The organism is Arthrobacter antibioticus (assembly GCF_030063205.1).
Classification (GTDB): Bacteria; Actinomycetota; Actinomycetes; order Actinomycetales; family Micrococcaceae; genus Specibacter.
The window spans coordinates 349,843-365,799 of record NZ_JASISQ010000003.1; the positions used below are offsets into that span (position 1 = coordinate 349,843).

Below are 15,957 nucleotides of genomic sequence, written 5' to 3' on the forward strand. Positions count from 1 at the left end.
CCTCAGCCCTGGCGCACCATTGCTGCGCTGGTGTCCCATAGCTGCTGAGCAAGATGCGGATCCTCGGCTAGCTTATTGGCCTTGGCAGGTTTCCGTCGAACATAGTATTCCCCAGGCTCCCAGTCTGTGCCCGGCTGTGTAGTAGCCAGCCAGACTAGCGTGTCTGCTCCTTGCGGAGGTGAAAGCATAAATCTCCGGCCAAACAAGCTGTAAATCATCCGCAAGGAGCCCGCTGACTCAGACGAAAAGTTGGTCCCCACCATTCCCGGGTGGAAAGCAGCAGCGTTCACACCATGATCGCCGTACCGTCGGTTTAGTTCCTTGGTGAATAGAATATTAGCTAGTTTTGCATTTCCATAGGCTGAATTGGGTGTGTAATGCTGCTGGGCGTCAAGATCATCAATATTGAACTTAGCCATAATTTTATTAGCAGCACTCGAGGTGTTAATAATCGTTGCTCTGCTCTTCACCAGTTGGTCTATCAATAACGTAGTAAGTAAGAATGGGGCCAGGTGGTTCACCTGAAATGTTTTTTCATGCCCGTCAACTGTCATTTCGCGTTGACCCATGACGCCGCCAGCATTGTTGGCAAGCACATCAATACGCGGGTACCTGTGTGCCAAGTCCGCAGCAAGTGCCCGCACTTGGGCCAGGTCGGCGAAGTCCGCAAGGAAATAGTCAGCGTCTAGCTCTTGAGCAATGGCTTTGGTTTTTTCTTCTGAACGCCCAACCACCACCAAGGTATGCCCTGGGTATGCGAGCATTTTTGCTGCCGCAGCACCGATTCCATCGCTTGCGCCGGTAATAACAGTTGTCCGTTGCATCTTGCGTCCTTAGAATAATTTTCAGCTTACATCTTCTAGCTGCGAGGAAATGCTGAAGATTTGTTTATTAGGCGCCGTCCAGCATACGCACCACTTTTTGCTCCAGAGCGGCGATGGTTACATCGGGAAGAACTATCAAACCATCGAGTTCTTTGCGGGCCCTCTTGTACGCTGTTTGCCGCTCAGCGGGGGTTGCCCCCTCATTTTCTGCGATTTTGACGAGTTTACGTGCTGTACCCAGGCGGTGCCGCTCTTCTTGGCTGAACGCTGAATCCTTGATTCTGTGCGCCTCCTTTTCAGCGACTTCGAACGCCACCGCATAAGCATTGACGGAATTGCGGTAGTCATCCCACCGGCTTTTGGCAGTAATCTCGGTGCCGTTCAAAGGGCGCAGCCCATCAGCATCCCGTTTTGCCCGGAGGAAAGCAACTGTCAAAGGTTCACGGACGTCACTCATCATAGGAAAGTCAATCAGTTTCCCGACGTCAAGCTCATAGTCCAGCCAGCGTCGGTTGACGGCGTCGTGCTCATCCACAACTTTGGCGACGTCGGCCTCAGAGTAACCTCGGTCCTGCGGCTGCTGCTCGGAAGGAGGCTGGCTGCTCGTTGGATGCGCTACGCCATCCAGCACGGGGTGCTGGAGCTTGTACATTTCAATGTTGTTTTGGTGTTGGCGCTCCCGGGAGGCTAACAAGCCCTTGAAGCCTGCGCCTATCAGCCCTGCGAAGGGAAAGAGCAACCACCAATACGCGGCAAACAGTTCAGGGAATCGCATGTCACTATCCTGCCACCATGTCAGCGGCCCACCAACTGTTGCGGGCAGTCCTGCGACTAGACCAGCCCGGCCGATTCGCCTTGAGCAGCGAGCGTTCTGACGCCAGTTGAGGCGTTGTAAGTCAGCTGGTATGCGACCTCAGTGATCCGTTCCGTGCTGGCGGTGGTGTCGGAGAGCAGAGCATCACAAAGCATATTGTTCACTCCGCCCACTATTGAGATGGCCGTGAGTCGAGCAAAGTCCAAGACCTCGGCCAGTAACCCATCTTCGGCGCAGGCCGTGAGTGGCCTTTGTGCCTCTGCTGGATCAATTCCACCTAACAGCAACAGCTGACGCATGGTTGTTTTGGCAAATTCAGTGAGGGAATGATGGCGTTTCGATTCAAGCTCAGAGGAAACACCCACAATTTCCACCAAAATGATTCTGGCATGGCGAGGGTCCCCCAACATGAAATTTACTACCACTGCCAAGCCAGCCCTGACTGCGTCTTTGAGTGCCATGCCCGGCACCTCAAGGGCCAGGACTACCTCGCGCATCAAAGTGCTAGAGAGATTGTCATAGATAGCAGTCAGTAATTGTTCGCGCGAGTCAAAGGACTCATAAAAATAACGTTCGCTCAGGCCTGCGCGCTGGCATATTGTCTTGATCCTGGCTGTTGAATAGCCTGCTGTACCAAAGATCTCTATTCCTGCTTCAACGAGGCGCCCGTAGCGTTCTGTTGTTCGTTCGGAAGAGTGCATGCCAGAGTAGAGGCGGCCTACGGGCACCTCTTTAGAAGATTGTTTCAGCGGGTCGGCACTGGGGGCCTGTCGTGTCACGCTCCCACTCTAGTAGACGGAAATAGCGCCCCTGTTGCTTTAGCTCTTATATCTAGATTGCAGGCTATCCATATCCTTGCCTGCAGGACCGTGCCTGCGGGGCAATCCAACTACGACAGACCGAGCACGTGCTCTTTCAAATCATTCAGCGTTTGTGTCATGTGATTATCCATGGCAATTCTGGCGCGTTCGGGCTCCCGCAGGGTAAGGGAATGAAGAATTTTTTCATGCATATCAATTGCGTTTGACTGTATTTTCGGTACCCTTGAGGTTTCCTCCCGACGGCTCTCCAAAACCCTGTGAAGCGGATCAAAAAGCACTGCGACAAAGACATTCTCTGATGCGTGCAAGATGACGTCATGAAACGCCAAGTCCGAGTCAACAAATAATGCAACATTGCCAGTCTTGTGCGCTCTACGCATGGCATCAATATGAGCCCGGAGTTTCGCCAGATCCCCATCGCTAATCCGTGCAGCAGCTAGTTCACATGCACCAGTTTCCAGCATGCGTCTGAGCTCAATGAGCTGCACGGCCGCCGTTGCGTCATTCCGACCCTCAGAGAGCACGCGCAGCACAGCCTCAAGTGACCCCCATTGGTCTAGAGGATTCACGAATGTGCCCCGGCCGCGTTCAACTCGAAGAATTCCCTGGGCGGCCAGAGTTTTCATGGCCTCCCGCACTGTCATCCGGCTGACCTCATGCTGAGCACCAAGTTCCAACTCGCCCGGGACTATTGACCCAGGCGCAAACTCGCCGGCCACGATCCTGTCAAGGAGGTCATCGGCAACAACCCCCGTCAGCGATTTGCGTGCCATGCTCCTCCGTTGCCAGTTTGATTACTGCTTATTTGTGATGACCATTGTATGGTTCGGCGGGGCCATACCAGTGTTGTTGCCGAGAAACATGCACAACTATTTGCTGCATTTGCGCTCCCTTTGTGCCATATGCCACAATAACATTCAAATGCAAGATGTCAGACATCTTACAAAAGACACAATTCACGATGAGGTGCCCCGTGGTTCTTGAATCCGATTTGCTATCCCACTTTCCCTCCGAGGTTCCAGTGACGGCCGCAACAGTGGCACAGAAGGTGATCGAATCCGGTCGCGTCCTAGTAGTCCTTGACGATGACCCGACAGGCACCCAGTCAGTCTCCAACCTCCCCGTTTTAACACACTGGGACATTGCGGACTTCCGCTGGGCTTACGCACACCTCATTGACGGCCACCGGGCCAACGCCATCTACATCCTGACCAACACCCGCAGCTTGGACCCTAGTGAAGCGGCGGCCCGAAACGCCCAGATCGTCAGAAACGCACTAAAAGCGGCAACCGAGGCGGGAGTCACACTCGGCTTTGTCAGCCGCAGCGATTCAACTCTCCGCGGGCACTATCCACTCGAGCCGGACACCATCGCCGCGACATTACTGGCAGAGGGTGCCGGGCAAGTTGACGGCGTCGTCATGGTTCCAGCGTTTCCCGACGCCGGGCGGATCACCATTGGTGGCGTCCACTACACACGAGCTGATGCCGGGTCCCTGATACCGGTTGGCGACACTGAATTCGCCAAGGACGCCACCTTTGGTTTCACAAGCTCTCGACTGGATGCTTATGTGGAAGAAAAATCCCAGGGACGTTTTGGAGCTGCGAACGTGATCCCCGTTGACTTGTCCCTATTACGCACTGGCACGCCAGCCCAAGCCGCTATGGCAATTGCCGACGCCATCGAGGCAGCGCAGGATTCCTGCCCTATTGTTGTAGACGCCGTGAGCGAAAATGATCTTCGCGTGCTGGCTCTGGGACTTGATGAGGCTGAACGCCGAGGCAAACACCTCATCTATCGTGTTGGCCCGCCTTTTGTCCGGGCTCGCATTGGCCAGGAGATCCGCGCCGAACTGAACCCTTCGGAGATCTATTCCTCTCCCGCCCCTGCCACCCAGAGTGCTGGTGGGCTCATAGTTGTTGGCTCTCATGTTGGTGTCACTACCCGCCAGCTGAAGGCATTGACGCAACAGCACAGCGCCGCACACATCATTGAAATTGACGTGGAAAAGCTGTTGAAGGCCGACGGCGGGACTCACCTGGACGACGTCGTGGAACAAGTTGGTGCCGCACTGGCTAGTGGCGACGTGATTGTGCATACCAGCCGTCTACTGATTAAAACGGACGAAGCCGCAGCAAGCCTGAAGATTGCGCGCACAGTCTCAGCCGCTGTCGTTGAGGTGGTCAACCGGACGTTGAAGGCTACACCTCCCCGTTTTGTCATTGCCAAGGGTGGCATAACTTCCTCTGACGTGGCCGCGCATGGATTGGAAATCCGCCACGCAATTGTGCGCGGTCCGATGCTCCCGGGCATTGTCTCTCTTTGGGAGCCTGTTGATGGGCCCGCCGCTGGTATCCCCTACATCGTCTTCGCCGGAAACGTTGGCAATGACCAGTCCTTGGCCGATGTGACCCGCAAGCTCAGCAGCACTTTCTAAAACCCGCTGGTCGATTCCGTACCAAGTTCACATAATTTCAAGGAGAACACCATGTCAAAAAACTACACCGTTGCCGTGCTGGGCCTGGGCGCCATGGGCCTTCCCATGGCCACCAGACTAACCACCGAACTCACCGTCCATGGCTTTGATATTGCCCAGTCACGGCTCAATTTAGCGACAAAGGCCGGCATTAGAACCTTTGATTCTGCCCGCGCAGCTGCGGACGGGGCCGATGCCTTGCTATTGGCCGTTCGAAATGGCGAGCAACTCAATGAGGTGCTTTTTGGAACCAACGGTGTTGCCTGCGCCATGGCGAAGGGCTCGGTTGTTATTCTCACCAGCACTGTAGGAACCGAAGCGATTCCGGACACTGTGGCACGGTTGGCGGAGTACGGCGTCGAACTTGTTGACGCACCACTGTCAGGTGGGCCTATTCGCGCCGGGGAGGGCGATCTGCTGATCGTTGTTGGTGCCACCCCGCAGGCACTCAAGCAGGCAGGGCCTGTTCTGGATTTGCTCGCCTCAACACTTTCGGTCGTCGGCGACAAGCCCGGTGACGGCCAAGCACTAAAAACAGTGAATCAGCTCTTGTGCGGTGTGCATATCGCAGCCGCCGCCGAAGCACTGGCTTTGGCCGACGCCATGGGTTTGGACCAGAGTAAAACCCTTGCAGCACTGGAGGCAGGCGCTGCAGGTTCCTTCATGCTCTCCAACCGTGGACCGCGCATCCTTGAGGCATACAACGAAGGTGGGGCCGAGGTCCTGAGCCGTCTAGACATCTTCGTCAAAGACATGGGCATCGTGGGCAAGGCCGCCCGCGCAGCAGGCATGGCGGCCCCCGTCGCTGCCGCGGCCGAACAACTGTACTTGCTGGGCCAAGCCCAGGGCTTAGCCGCAGCTGACGATTCTGCCGTCATTAGAGTTGTTGCTCCTACCCAGCGCCATGCTCGCTGATCCACGCACACAAGCACTGATTCATAGCGTGTCGAAGGAGAATACCTGTCAATGAACACCCTGATTATCCCCGCGATGCTTCGTGCAGCGGACACGCCTGACATTAAACCAGCAGCCGAACTAGGAACCCCTCTGCTGCTCACCATCGCAGCAGCAGGAGTTATTCTGCTGCTGATCCTGATTGTACGTTTTAAGATTCACGCCTTCGTGGCGTTGCTAGCAGTCAGCATTGCAGTGGCCGTAGCGGCCCAGATCCCCCTGCAAGACATCTTCACCGTGGTATCCGCCGGCGTTGGCGGAACAATGGGTAAAGTTGCCTTGCTGATAGCACTTGGCGCCATTTTAGGACGGATGATCGAAGTTTCCGGCGGAGTCCAGTCCCTGGCTGACCACTTCACAGCAAAACTTGGTCCCACACGAGTTGCCATTGCATTGACAATTGTGGGCTTCCTTGTGGCTGTTCCGGTCTTCTTTGAGGTCGGTGTCATTGTATTGGTGCCGGTGGTTTACGCTTTCGCTAAGATCGCCGGGGTACACCCCGTCAAGTTCGGTCTACCCATGGCCGGAATCATGTTGGCGATACATGTGGCTGTCCCGCCACACCCCGGCATCGTGGCTGGCGCCGGAGTTCTCGGTGCAGACGTGGGGCTGATCATGATCATTTCCCTGCTGATCTGCATCCCGCTGGGGTTTCTTTCCTACGGTGTTAGTGCCCTGCTGAATCGCAGAAGTTATGAACTGCTCCCGGCAGTGAAGAAGATAGTCGAGGAATTTGGCAGTCCCGAAACCCTCATCACTTCACATAAAGGCGGGATCGCACCCCCGCGTCCACGCCTAATCATCTCCTTGGTGGCCGCCCCAATTGTCCTGATTTTATTGGGCACAGTGGGCACCCTGACGATCCCGAAGGAATCGTTTTGGTATGGTTTCTGCGCCTTCATTGGCAACCCGTTCTTCGCTCTCTTGGTAGCCGTGGGCCTCTCGTTCTTCACTTTGGCAGTACGTCGCGGTTGGTCCTTGCAAGAAACCAGCAACGTCTTTGAAGAGTCCCTGCCACCCATCGCATCAATCTTGATGATTGTTGCCGGTGGAGGGATTTTCGGCACCGTTCTGCAGGTCAGTGGAATTGGTGCTGCACTCTCCAAAACTTTAGATGGTTGGGGCTTGCCCATCCTGCTCCTGGGCTTCCTTATTTCCTTGATCCTGCGAGCCGCCCAGGGCTCAGCCACGGTAGCAATCGTCACCACAACTGGGCTGCTTTCATCCGCCATTTTGGCTGGGGGCTATACTCCGGCACAGATTGCAGTCATTACCATCGCCATCGGATTTGGTGCCCTTGGGCTCTCCCACGTGACCGATGCCGGTTTCTGGGTAGTTGTGCGATATTACGGCTTAACAGTGGCTGACGGATTAAAAACCTGGACGGTGCTCACAACCATTTTGGGTGTGGCGGGGTTCCTCTTGACATTTGTGGCATGGATTCTAGTTGGAGGATTGAGTACATAATGAGAGCTCGTTTGGATGATCTGGTGAACAGTGCCTTGGCGGAAAAAGCGGCGGTACCGGCGTTTACCTGCTACGACTTCACCACCGCACTGGCAGTGGTTGAAGAGGCGGAAGCCAAGGGCCGTGGTGTGATCCTTCTGGTTGCACCTAAAACAGCTGCGGCTCGCTCAGGTCTGCGGCTGATTGCTGCCCTGCGCGGTCTTGCCGATGCAGCCACCGTGCCGGTGGTAGTGCAACTTGACCATGCAACCAGTATCGAAGCCATCACAACGGGACTTGCGGCCGGGGCAGATTCAGTACTGGCGGACGGATCGGCCCTCGATTTCGAAGAGAACATTGAGTTTGTTGCAGCTGTGCGTTCCTCATTCGCAGATCCAACGATCGTGGTGGAGGCCGAGCTCGGCGGGCTTGCAGGAAACGAAGACCAGGCGTTCGCTCTGGAAGCCGCCGGACTGACAGACGCCACGCAAGTGGCCGATTTTATAGCCCGTTCAGGAGCCCAGCTACTCGCTGTGGCTGTGGGCAACGTCCATGGAAAATACGCTGGCGAGCCACTCTTGCACTGGGACCTCCTGGATCAGATATCCGCCCAGTCAGCAGTGCCTCTTGTCCTGCACGGCGCCTCCGGCATTCCGGCGGAGGACTTGGCCAAAGCCCCCGCGGCACGGATAGGCAAAGTAAATTTTAATACTGAACTGCGTACCGGAGTCCTGCGGATGCTTGAGTTGGAAACCACGGCGCACCGGATGGCCGGTGAAAATCTAGTAGACCTGTTGGAGCTGTGGAGGGAGTCGGTCCGAAATTTCACGGACGGCGCGCTCAAAATGCTTCAGGCTGAACCCAAGGGATAGATTGCCTGGCTTTCACGCCGAGGAGCCCTTGCGCGAAGAAACTACCCCTCAGTGCTGTTGTAACGTGAGGGCTTCATCCAAGATTGCCCCGAAGTTCACGGGATCGTGGACAAACCTTCCCAGAAACAGACCAGAGACATGGTTCAGCTGCGGCAGCAGGCCGGGTTTGGCGGAACCACCATAAACTATGGGCAGATCGGAGAGCCCATGCTCGGCCAAGAGTGCGCGCACGCCCTGAATAACGCCGGAGATATACCCCGGTGCCGCAGGCTCTGCGGCACCGATCGCCCAGACTGGTTCATAAGCGATGAACAATGACCGTGCGTCCAGCCAGTTACCTGCAACAGCCGCGAGAATCTGCTCATACACAAACAGTGCCGCCTTCTCAGGCGTTGAATTCTCGCTTTCTCCAACGCACAACAACGGTTTAAGTCCTGCCGCTAGGGCCGCCGCGACCTTGCGCGATACAACGTGATTGTCCTCCGCAAAATGTTTGCGGCGTTCGGCGTGACCTATTTCAACGAAATCAACTCCGAGCTCTGCGAGCATTGACGGCGCCACCTCTCCGGTCCAAGGCCCGTCGGCCCAGCCACAATTTTGGGCGCCAAGGAGCAAAGCGGTTCCAGCAATGATCTCCTGCGCCTTGGCCAACACCGGAAAAGATGGGATGACAAAGGGGATAACCCGCCCGGCCGTAAGGCCGGGTCGGGCTTCCACTTCATGACGCAGCGCCCGCAGCCAGCACAAACTGCTCTGGTAGCCCATATACATTTTGGTGCTTGCGCCAATGTATATGGCCGGGCTTTGCAGATGTGGGCCGATAGTACTGGTGGGATGCGTCATGAGTTCTTCACTTTCATTCACTTCGTAAAGCCGGTGTTTACTTCTCGAGTAGATCGTCGGCCTTATTCTTGAATCGGCGGGTGCCCCACATCATCAAGGCAGCCACAAACGGCAGCACACCCAATGCCATGATGCCCATGGCTCCGGACTCGGAAGCAAACGTTTCATTGACGCTTGTGCGCAGGATTGGGGCAACGAATCCGCCCAGGTTACCCAATGAGTTGATCAGACCAATACCTGCTGCTGCCGCGGTTCCGGTGAGGAACGCAGTTGGGTAGGACCATGCGATGGGTCCAATGGATAGGAAGCTGCACACCGCCAGGGTAATGAAGATGATGCCCAGAGCAGGAAGGCTGTTGGCACCTGCCCATGCCGACCCAAAGATACACAAACCGGTGGAGACGAACAACCAAGTCCCCAGGACACGGCGCCGAATAACAGTAGTGGCGTAGCGGCCAATAATGATGCAAGCGAACATCCCGAAGAACCACGGGACAGCGGCCAGCAAGCCCACCGTCATACCAACTTTTTGCCCGGTCAGTTGTGCCACCTGCTGTGGCAGGTAGAAAGTAACACCGTATACGGCGATCTGGAGGCAGAAGTATATGGCTGTGAAGTACCAGACACGGCCATTGGCTAGTGCTGCGGCCACTCCCGAGGGGCCTGACTCTTTCTTAATGGTGTCCTCTTGGCGCATCGCCGCCGTCAGCGCATCCTTCTCATCCTGCTGGAGCCACTTAGCTTTTTGTGGTCCGTCAATAAGCAGGAAGAAGGCAAAGACTCCGGCAACAACGGCCAGCATTCCTTCTACGAAGAACATGACTTGCCAGCCGTGGACTCCGGGGACAGAGTCACCAATGTTTATCAGCCAACCAGATAGTGGAGAGCCAATAACCTGCGAGAAAGGCTGCGCCAAGTAGAAGATAGCGAACATCTTCACCCTGTGCTTGTTCGGAAACCACTCCGCCAGGAACATGATAACTCCGGGGAACAGCCCGGCTTCCGTGACACCGAGCAGAAAACGCAAGGCGATAAAGGAAGAATCACCTTGAACAAACATGAAGCATGCTGACACTATGCCCCACGTGATGGCGATCCGGGCCAGCCATATTTTTGCCCCGACTTTTTTCATCATCAAGTTGCTGGGGATCTCAAAGATCGCATAGCCGATGAAGAAGATACCAGCACCAAGTGCGTATGCTCCTGCGGAGATACCCCGGTCTGCCTCTAACGCTGCTTCAGCGAACCCCACATTGGTGCGGTCAAGAAAAGCGACGACGTAAAGGATGACAAGCATCGGCATGAGCCGAACGGTCGCCTTTGATATTGCTGATTTTAGTGCTGGACTCTCCAGCAGTTCCTTGCTTGCCTTGATTTCAGCAGCCATAAATAACTCCTCATTGAGTATGAACTTTGCAAAAAAATTAACGGATTGGTTCTTGGTGCAACGGTGATGTTTTTATCGAGGGTAGGTCATCAGCAGAATGGCAAGTCCGCAAACCACGATGCCGACAACGAGGTAGAGTTTGCGCGCAGTGCTCCAATTAGTGGAGTTATTGGTATTCATGTTTTCCTTAATGCATGTACAGCCCGCCATCCACATTCAGCGTCTGACCGGAGATGTACCCCGTGTCCTCGCTGATCAAAAAGTGGATAGCTGCGGCAATGTCCCTGGTGGTACCCACACGGTTGACGACAAGATCCTTGACCATTTCATCTTTACGGTTCTGGGATAGTGTCCCGCCCATGATGTCGGTGTCTATAGGCCCGGGTGAGATGGCGTTGACGGTGATGTTGTAAGGGCCAAGTTCCCGCGCAGTTGCCCGGGTGAGGCCAATAACGCCGGCCTTGGCCACCGAATACGCTGTTTTCGAGAATGTTCCTCCACCGCGCTGAGCAGATACTGAGGAAATGTTCACAATGCGCCCGATGCGGTTTTTGACCATGGACTCTGCCACACGGCGGGTGGCGTAGTGGACCCCATTGAGGTTAATATTCAAAACCCGATTCCATTCTTCGGGCTCCACTTCCAAGTAGCCGATCGGTGAGCTGACGCCGGCCACGTTTGCTAGCGCTACGATCTGGGGCAGCTCTTCTTCCATCTGGTCAATGGCGCTACGAACTGACGACTCGTCACCGATATTGGCTCCGACTCCATGGGCTTTGACCCCAAATTCTGCTGTGATACTTGCCGCGACCGCTTTGCATGCCGCATCATCAAGGTCTATGACACCGATGCTCCAGCCACGCTCAGCGAGGTAGTTCACTGTGGCCCGTCCAATCCCGCGCTCTGAGACGGCACCCGTGACAATTACGGTGCGTTCCGTCGGAAAAATTACAGGGTTTTCAGTCATTGCTTCTCCTAGTGTGTTTTAGAACTAAGTATTGATTAATTGATGGGTGCCGGGCCAAGGTCGTCAAGAAGCTGTGCCATGGCCACATATGCCTTGTTGCGGTATGCGATAAGTTCTCCCGTTCGTTCTTGCGGCACGTTCAGGAATCCAGCGCCAGTTTTTGTGCCCAATTTTCCTGCTTCAACCAGGTCACGCAGGATCTTCGGTGTGGCAAATCGTTGCGGGAAGCTGGTTTGTAGAGATTTGTAACAGAAATCGTAGACGTCCAGCCCAGCCATGTCAGCAATGGCAAACGGACCAAAGAACGGCAGGCGAAACCCAAACGTGGTGCGCACCAAAGTGTCCACATCATCCGCCGTCGCAATTCCCTGCTCTACTAGTTGCGCCGCTTCATGGAAAAGCGCGTACTGCAGCCGGTTCAGGACAAAGCCTGTAACATCCTTGACCACAGCAGTTTGCTTGCCAGTGGAGTGCACCATGTCCCGTGCGGCACCTACCGTTGCGCTGGATGTTTCAGCGTGCGGAATGATCTCAACACCAGGGATGAATGGTGACGGGTTTGAAAAGTGCACGCCCAGGAAACGTTCCGGGTTCAGGACAGCCACGGCCAAATCGGCAATCGAGATGGTGGAGGTGTTGGAACCAATGATTGCCTCAGGGCGCGCTGCTGCACTAATCCGTGCGAGAGATTCATGCTTGATGGAAAGCACTTCAGGGACAGCTTCTTCGATGAAAGCAGCCTGCGCAACGGCCTCTTCAATAGAGGCGGCCGCCCAGAGGTTTTTGCGAAGAAGGTCCGTGGAGCCTTCGGGAAACAGGCCGTCTTTTACAAACTGGTCTGATTCAACCAACAGACGCTCATAATTTTTTACGGCTATTTCGCCCGAGACATCCGCCAAAGCCACGCGAGCTCCACCAAGTGCGAGAACTTGAGCGATTCCGCCGCCCATATAGCCGGAACCAACCACCGCGAACTGCAATTGCGTTTCCGAACCCACCTGGTTACTTCCCATAATCAGTCCGCCTTAGTGTAGGTAGGTTCGTAGGAGCAGATTGCGTCAACCTTTTCAGCCGATGCCGATGACTCATCAAAGGTGTAAGCAAGCCATTCTGTGACGAGCTTCTTTGCCAGTTCAAGCCCGATAACTCGTTGACCCATAGTCAGAACCTGTGCGTTATTGCTCAGTACCGAGCGTTCCACAGAGTAGCTGTCGTGAGCTGTCACTGCCCTGATACCTGGCACCTTGTTAGCCGCAATAGCCACACCCAAGCCCGTTCCGCAGATCAAGAGGGCACGGTCCGCTTCTCCGTCAGCTACCTTGCGAGCTGCGTCAACTGCAACGTGGGGGTATGCCCGGCAATCATCAGGACCAACGCCAATATCCAGAACAGATTCAACCCTGGGGTCTTTCTCAAGCAGGGCCTTCAACGCGTTCTTGTATTCAACGCCTGCCCCATCATTTCCAACAACGACTCGAAATCCCTTTGTGCTATGGCTGGTCATGCTCATACCCCGCTTTCATTTGATGTGTTCAAAAGATGCTGGCCGAACCGCTCCACGATGAGACCAAAAGAAACAGCCCCGGGATCGGGGTGTCCTAGGCTCTTTTCTGCCAACGGACGTGCTCGGCCCTTGAGCGGGCGAAGCCGGGCAGTTTCTTCAGCGGCTGTGCGAGAAACGCCGGCTGCTGTCTGGAATGCGTGCCCCAAAGTGGCGTCTCCAGCAAGCGCATCAAGGAATGAATCCCGGAATGGGACCAGGGCATCAACCATTGTTTTATCGCCTACTTCGGCTTTTCCAAGTTCCGTGATTGCGCTGGCAAACATCGTGACGGCCTCGCCGGCGTTTTGCTTGCAGTAGGTGTCCCTGTTGCCCAGCGCGGCGCCCGCGGCGATCACTGCTGTACCCCACAGTGCCCCGGAAGTACCCCCAGCCTTTTCGGACCAAGCTTCACCGGCTGCGGTCAGGACGGCACCGATGGACGCCCCGCCTTCTGTTGCCGCCATATTTTCCGCGGCTGCCGTTGCAGCCTCAACTCCACGGCGCATGCCGATCCCGTGGTCTCCGTCGCCAGCAATGGCGTCCAAAGCTCCCCATGCTTCTTCGTTCTGCACAACAACGTCTCGGATAGCTGAAACGACTGACACAGCAGCGCGGCCCAAAGCTGCAGCAGCCGGAGTTGGTGTTTCAACGCTGGCGCTCACATTCTCGGTGACCTCAACCATGTTCCGGCGTGCTCGTGGCACTGAGTTACCTTTGCGGTACGCCGGTGCGTCGGCGGGGGCATGCCAATACTGTTTAAGCTCCTCGTCCAGCCAGAGCAGTGTCAATGAGAGACCGGACATGTCCAGGCTGGTCACTAGTTCACCGCACTCTGGTTCAAAGATACTCAGCCCTGCTTCTTTCAGCAGGGTATTCACCTTGCCAAACAGTAAGAAAAGCTCGTCATACTTCACCGTGCCGAGGCCGTTGACGATGGCAACTACTTCGCTACCGGCATCATCCGGTTTGTCAGCGAGCAGTTTGGAGACCAACAACATTGCCAACTCGGACGCTGTGGGCATGGCATGCTCGGATATTCCGGGCTCACCATGAATGCCCAGGCCAAGAGCCATTTTTCCTGCTGGCACACGGAAGAGCGGCTCATCCGCACCTGGCAGGGTACAACCATCAAAGGCAACGCCAAGAGAACGCGTGCGGTAGTTAGTCTTGATTGCTAGGCGCTCAACTTCGTCAAGATTAAGTCCTGCTTCGGAAGCTGCACCTGCGATCTTGAAAACCGTCAAATCTCCGGCGATCCCGCGACGCTTTTCCAACTGGTCAAGAGGGGCGCTGGCGATGTCGTCAGTGACCACAACAGTCCGGGTTTGAATTCCTTCTGCATTGAGACGCACTTGAGCTTGACCGAAATGCAGAACATCTCCGGCGTAGTTGCCGTAGCTTAGTAGCACTCCCCCACCTGTATTGGAGGCTTTGGCAACGCGGTATACCTGACCGGCTGCGGGAGAGGCGAACATATTGCCACAGGCAGATCCTGCGGCCAGACCGGCTCCAACCAAACCTGCGAATGCCGGGTAGTGCCCGGATCCACCGCCAACCACAAGGGCAACCTGTCCCTTGTTCATCTCCGTGGAACGGACCACGCCGCCATCCACTCGGGCAACATGCTGCTGGTTTGCGGCAACGAAACCTGCAAGGGCCTCATCGGCAAAATCAGCCGGGTTGTCGAATATCAGAGTCATAATTCCTTCTCGGATTCTTTGCGATTATTCATGGCACAGTTTGCTTTCTCAAGCAGTTGCTTGGTTGCTTTCTTAGACAGCAGACAAGGAGAGTGCGGGGGCGGGCTCCTGCCGCCCTTGGGCTACCTGGCTGGTACCGAGAACATAACCGTCAGTTTTTGGCAGTACTTGTGAACGCAAATACGCTTGATTGCTCGCCGTCACGCTGAGGCCATCGCCACCGTAGTGCTCGGTGCAGATGATGCCCTGGTAACCAACCGACAGGGCCACCTTGAAAGCTTCGCGGTAGCTGATCAAGCCGCTTTCCATCGGGGCAGGCATGGTGACATAGCTGCCACGTGCCACATTTTCATCCCGAATGTAATTCTTGACGTGCCAGTAGTTGGAATATGGCAGCGTCTTCGCCACCATTTCCCGCCAGTCTTCAATGGGGCGGTGCAGTCGCACCAGATTCCCCAAATCGGGATTCAAACCAACGTTGGCCAAGTCAATATCCTGCACCAATTGCACGGAAGAGTCTGCTGTTCCAAGGTAGGTGTCTTCATACATTTCCAGCGATAACAGGATGCCTGATTCGGCCGCATGCTTACCGAGTTCGCGAAGGCGGTCAACTGCCTTGTTCCAGGTCGCTTTATCGTCCACAGGATCGGTGTGGCCCTGCACAGTCCAGAACCATAGCTGTTTTTGCTGCTCGGCTGTCAGCGCTTGATGTAAACCAAAGGAAACAACTTCACAACCCAGTGCTGCTGCAGCGTCAATGGTGCGGTGACTGTAGGCAAGGTTATCTTCCCACTTGCTTTCATCGATCACGCTGCGGCGGATTGCCGAAATCACGGGAATACCGATTCCCGCATGCTCGGCGGCGGCCTTGAATTCTTTGAGGCGGGCAGCGCTCAGGTCACCGGGGCGAACCCAGCTGTCGGTCAGGTCTGCATTTGAAAAGCCTGCATCCTTAACCTCCTGGAATACTTCGATCCAAGCCGAGGCGTCGGCATCGTTGATGTGCTGCCCTGTGGCATCTACGCCCGGGAACTGCAAAAGGGCCGCCGTAATGGGCCAGTTTTCCGCTGTGTATGCCATCTGCTTTTACTCCAAAATCGTAATCATGTTTCCTATAGGATCTATCATTACGAAGGAATTGGAATATGTCAAGCATCACATTTTTAGCAATACTGGGGTCATGGCAGAGTGCTTAAAAGGGGGCGGAGGTGCCCGCGTGGCACACGACAGTCGGCCAGGTTTAGGCAGGCCAAAGAGCACAAGCGTGGATTGCAGGTAAGGGGCGGGGCCCGAAGGACTTCCGCCGCGTG

The 15,957-nt window shown here is 55.5% G+C and carries 15 protein-coding genes; 4 read left to right on the forward strand and 11 right to left on the reverse strand.

Going from position 1 to position 15,957, the window contains the following annotated elements; all coding sequences use genetic code 11:
* Window positions 1-2 precede the first annotated feature (2 nt).
* The 4 genes from QMG40_RS09055 to QMG40_RS09070 all read right to left on the reverse strand — a co-directional run bounded on the left by QMG40_RS09055 (window position 3) and on the right by QMG40_RS09070 (window position 3,232).
* Window positions 3-824 (reverse strand): SDR family NAD(P)-dependent oxidoreductase, encoded by an 822-nt coding sequence (locus QMG40_RS09055; protein ID WP_283530703.1) that lies wholly within the window; start codon window positions 822-824, stop codon window positions 3-5.
* Between the two features lie 67 nt (window positions 825-891).
* Window positions 892-1,599, reverse strand: a complete 708-nt coding sequence (locus QMG40_RS09060; protein ID WP_283530706.1) for a hypothetical protein — start codon at window positions 1,597-1,599, stop codon at window positions 892-894.
* Between the two features lie 56 nt (window positions 1,600-1,655).
* Window positions 1,656-2,417: a TetR/AcrR family transcriptional regulator gene (locus QMG40_RS09065; protein ID WP_283530708.1), complete on the reverse strand. Its 762-nt coding sequence runs from the start codon at window positions 2,415-2,417 to the stop codon at window positions 1,656-1,658.
* Window positions 2,418-2,527: 110 nt separating this feature from the next.
* Window positions 2,528-3,232: a FadR/GntR family transcriptional regulator gene (locus QMG40_RS09070; protein WP_283530710.1), complete on the reverse strand. Its 705-nt coding sequence runs from the start codon at window positions 3,230-3,232 to the stop codon at window positions 2,528-2,530.
* A 200-nt stretch (window positions 3,233-3,432) separates the two neighbouring features.
* On the opposite strand from QMG40_RS09070, the gene QMG40_RS09075 reads away from it, so the two are divergent.
* The 4 genes from QMG40_RS09075 to QMG40_RS09090 are packed head-to-tail and all read left to right on the forward strand — an operon-like array spanning window position 3,433 to window position 8,207.
* Window positions 3,433-4,896, forward strand: a complete 1,464-nt coding sequence (locus QMG40_RS09075) for a four-carbon acid sugar kinase family protein (RefSeq protein ID WP_283530712.1) — start codon at window positions 3,433-3,435, stop codon at window positions 4,894-4,896.
* A 51-nt stretch (window positions 4,897-4,947) separates the two neighbouring features.
* Window positions 4,948-5,850, forward strand: coding sequence for an NAD(P)-dependent oxidoreductase (locus QMG40_RS09080; RefSeq protein ID WP_283530713.1), 903 nt, complete (start codon window positions 4,948-4,950; stop codon window positions 5,848-5,850).
* Window positions 5,851-5,901: 51 nt separating this feature from the next.
* Window positions 5,902-7,356 (forward strand): GntP family transporter, encoded by a 1,455-nt coding sequence (locus tag QMG40_RS09085; protein WP_283530714.1) that lies wholly within the window; start codon window positions 5,902-5,904, stop codon window positions 7,354-7,356.
* The gene (locus QMG40_RS09090) at window positions 7,356-8,207 is read left to right on the forward strand and encodes a class II fructose-bisphosphate aldolase (protein WP_283530715.1); all 852 of its coding nucleotides are present in this window, start codon (window positions 7,356-7,358) and stop codon (window positions 8,205-8,207) included. The genes QMG40_RS09085 and QMG40_RS09090 overlap by 1 nt, the downstream gene beginning before the upstream one ends.
* Before the next feature lie 48 nt (window positions 8,208-8,255).
* Here the strand turns inward: QMG40_RS09090 and QMG40_RS09095 are convergent, their stop codons facing one another.
* The 7 genes from QMG40_RS09095 to QMG40_RS09125 all read right to left on the reverse strand — a co-directional run bounded on the left by QMG40_RS09095 (window position 8,256) and on the right by QMG40_RS09125 (window position 15,727).
* On the reverse strand, window positions 8,256-9,050 hold the full coding sequence (locus QMG40_RS09095) for a triose-phosphate isomerase family protein (protein WP_283530716.1): 795 nt from the start codon (window positions 9,048-9,050) through the stop codon (window positions 8,256-8,258).
* Window positions 9,051-9,087: 37 nt separating this feature from the next.
* Window positions 9,088-10,437 carry an MFS transporter gene (locus tag QMG40_RS09100; protein WP_283530717.1) on the reverse strand — a complete coding sequence of 450 codons (1,350 nt, stop codon included), beginning with the start codon at window positions 10,435-10,437 and terminating at the stop codon, window positions 9,088-9,090.
* 187 nt (window positions 10,438-10,624) lie between these two features.
* Window positions 10,625-11,404: an SDR family NAD(P)-dependent oxidoreductase gene (locus QMG40_RS09105; RefSeq protein ID WP_283530718.1), complete on the reverse strand. Its 780-nt coding sequence runs from the start codon at window positions 11,402-11,404 to the stop codon at window positions 10,625-10,627.
* 35 nt (window positions 11,405-11,439) lie between these two features.
* Window positions 11,440-12,417, reverse strand: coding sequence for a 3-hydroxyacyl-CoA dehydrogenase family protein (locus QMG40_RS09110; RefSeq protein ID WP_283530719.1), 978 nt, complete (start codon window positions 12,415-12,417; stop codon window positions 11,440-11,442).
* Between the two features lie 2 nt (window positions 12,418-12,419).
* Entirely contained in the window at window positions 12,420-12,908 is a 489-nt protein-coding gene (locus QMG40_RS09115) for a ribose-5-phosphate isomerase (RefSeq protein ID WP_283530720.1), read from the reverse strand.
* A gap of 2 nt (window positions 12,909-12,910) precedes the next feature.
* On the reverse strand, window positions 12,911-14,647 hold the full coding sequence (locus QMG40_RS09120) for a dihydroxyacetone kinase family protein (protein ID WP_283530721.1): 1,737 nt from the start codon (window positions 14,645-14,647) through the stop codon (window positions 12,911-12,913).
* Between the two features lie 72 nt (window positions 14,648-14,719).
* Window positions 14,720-15,727 (reverse strand): sugar phosphate isomerase/epimerase family protein, encoded by a 1,008-nt coding sequence (locus QMG40_RS09125; protein ID WP_283530722.1) that lies wholly within the window; start codon window positions 15,725-15,727, stop codon window positions 14,720-14,722.
* Between the last annotated feature and the right edge of the window lie 230 nt (window positions 15,728-15,957).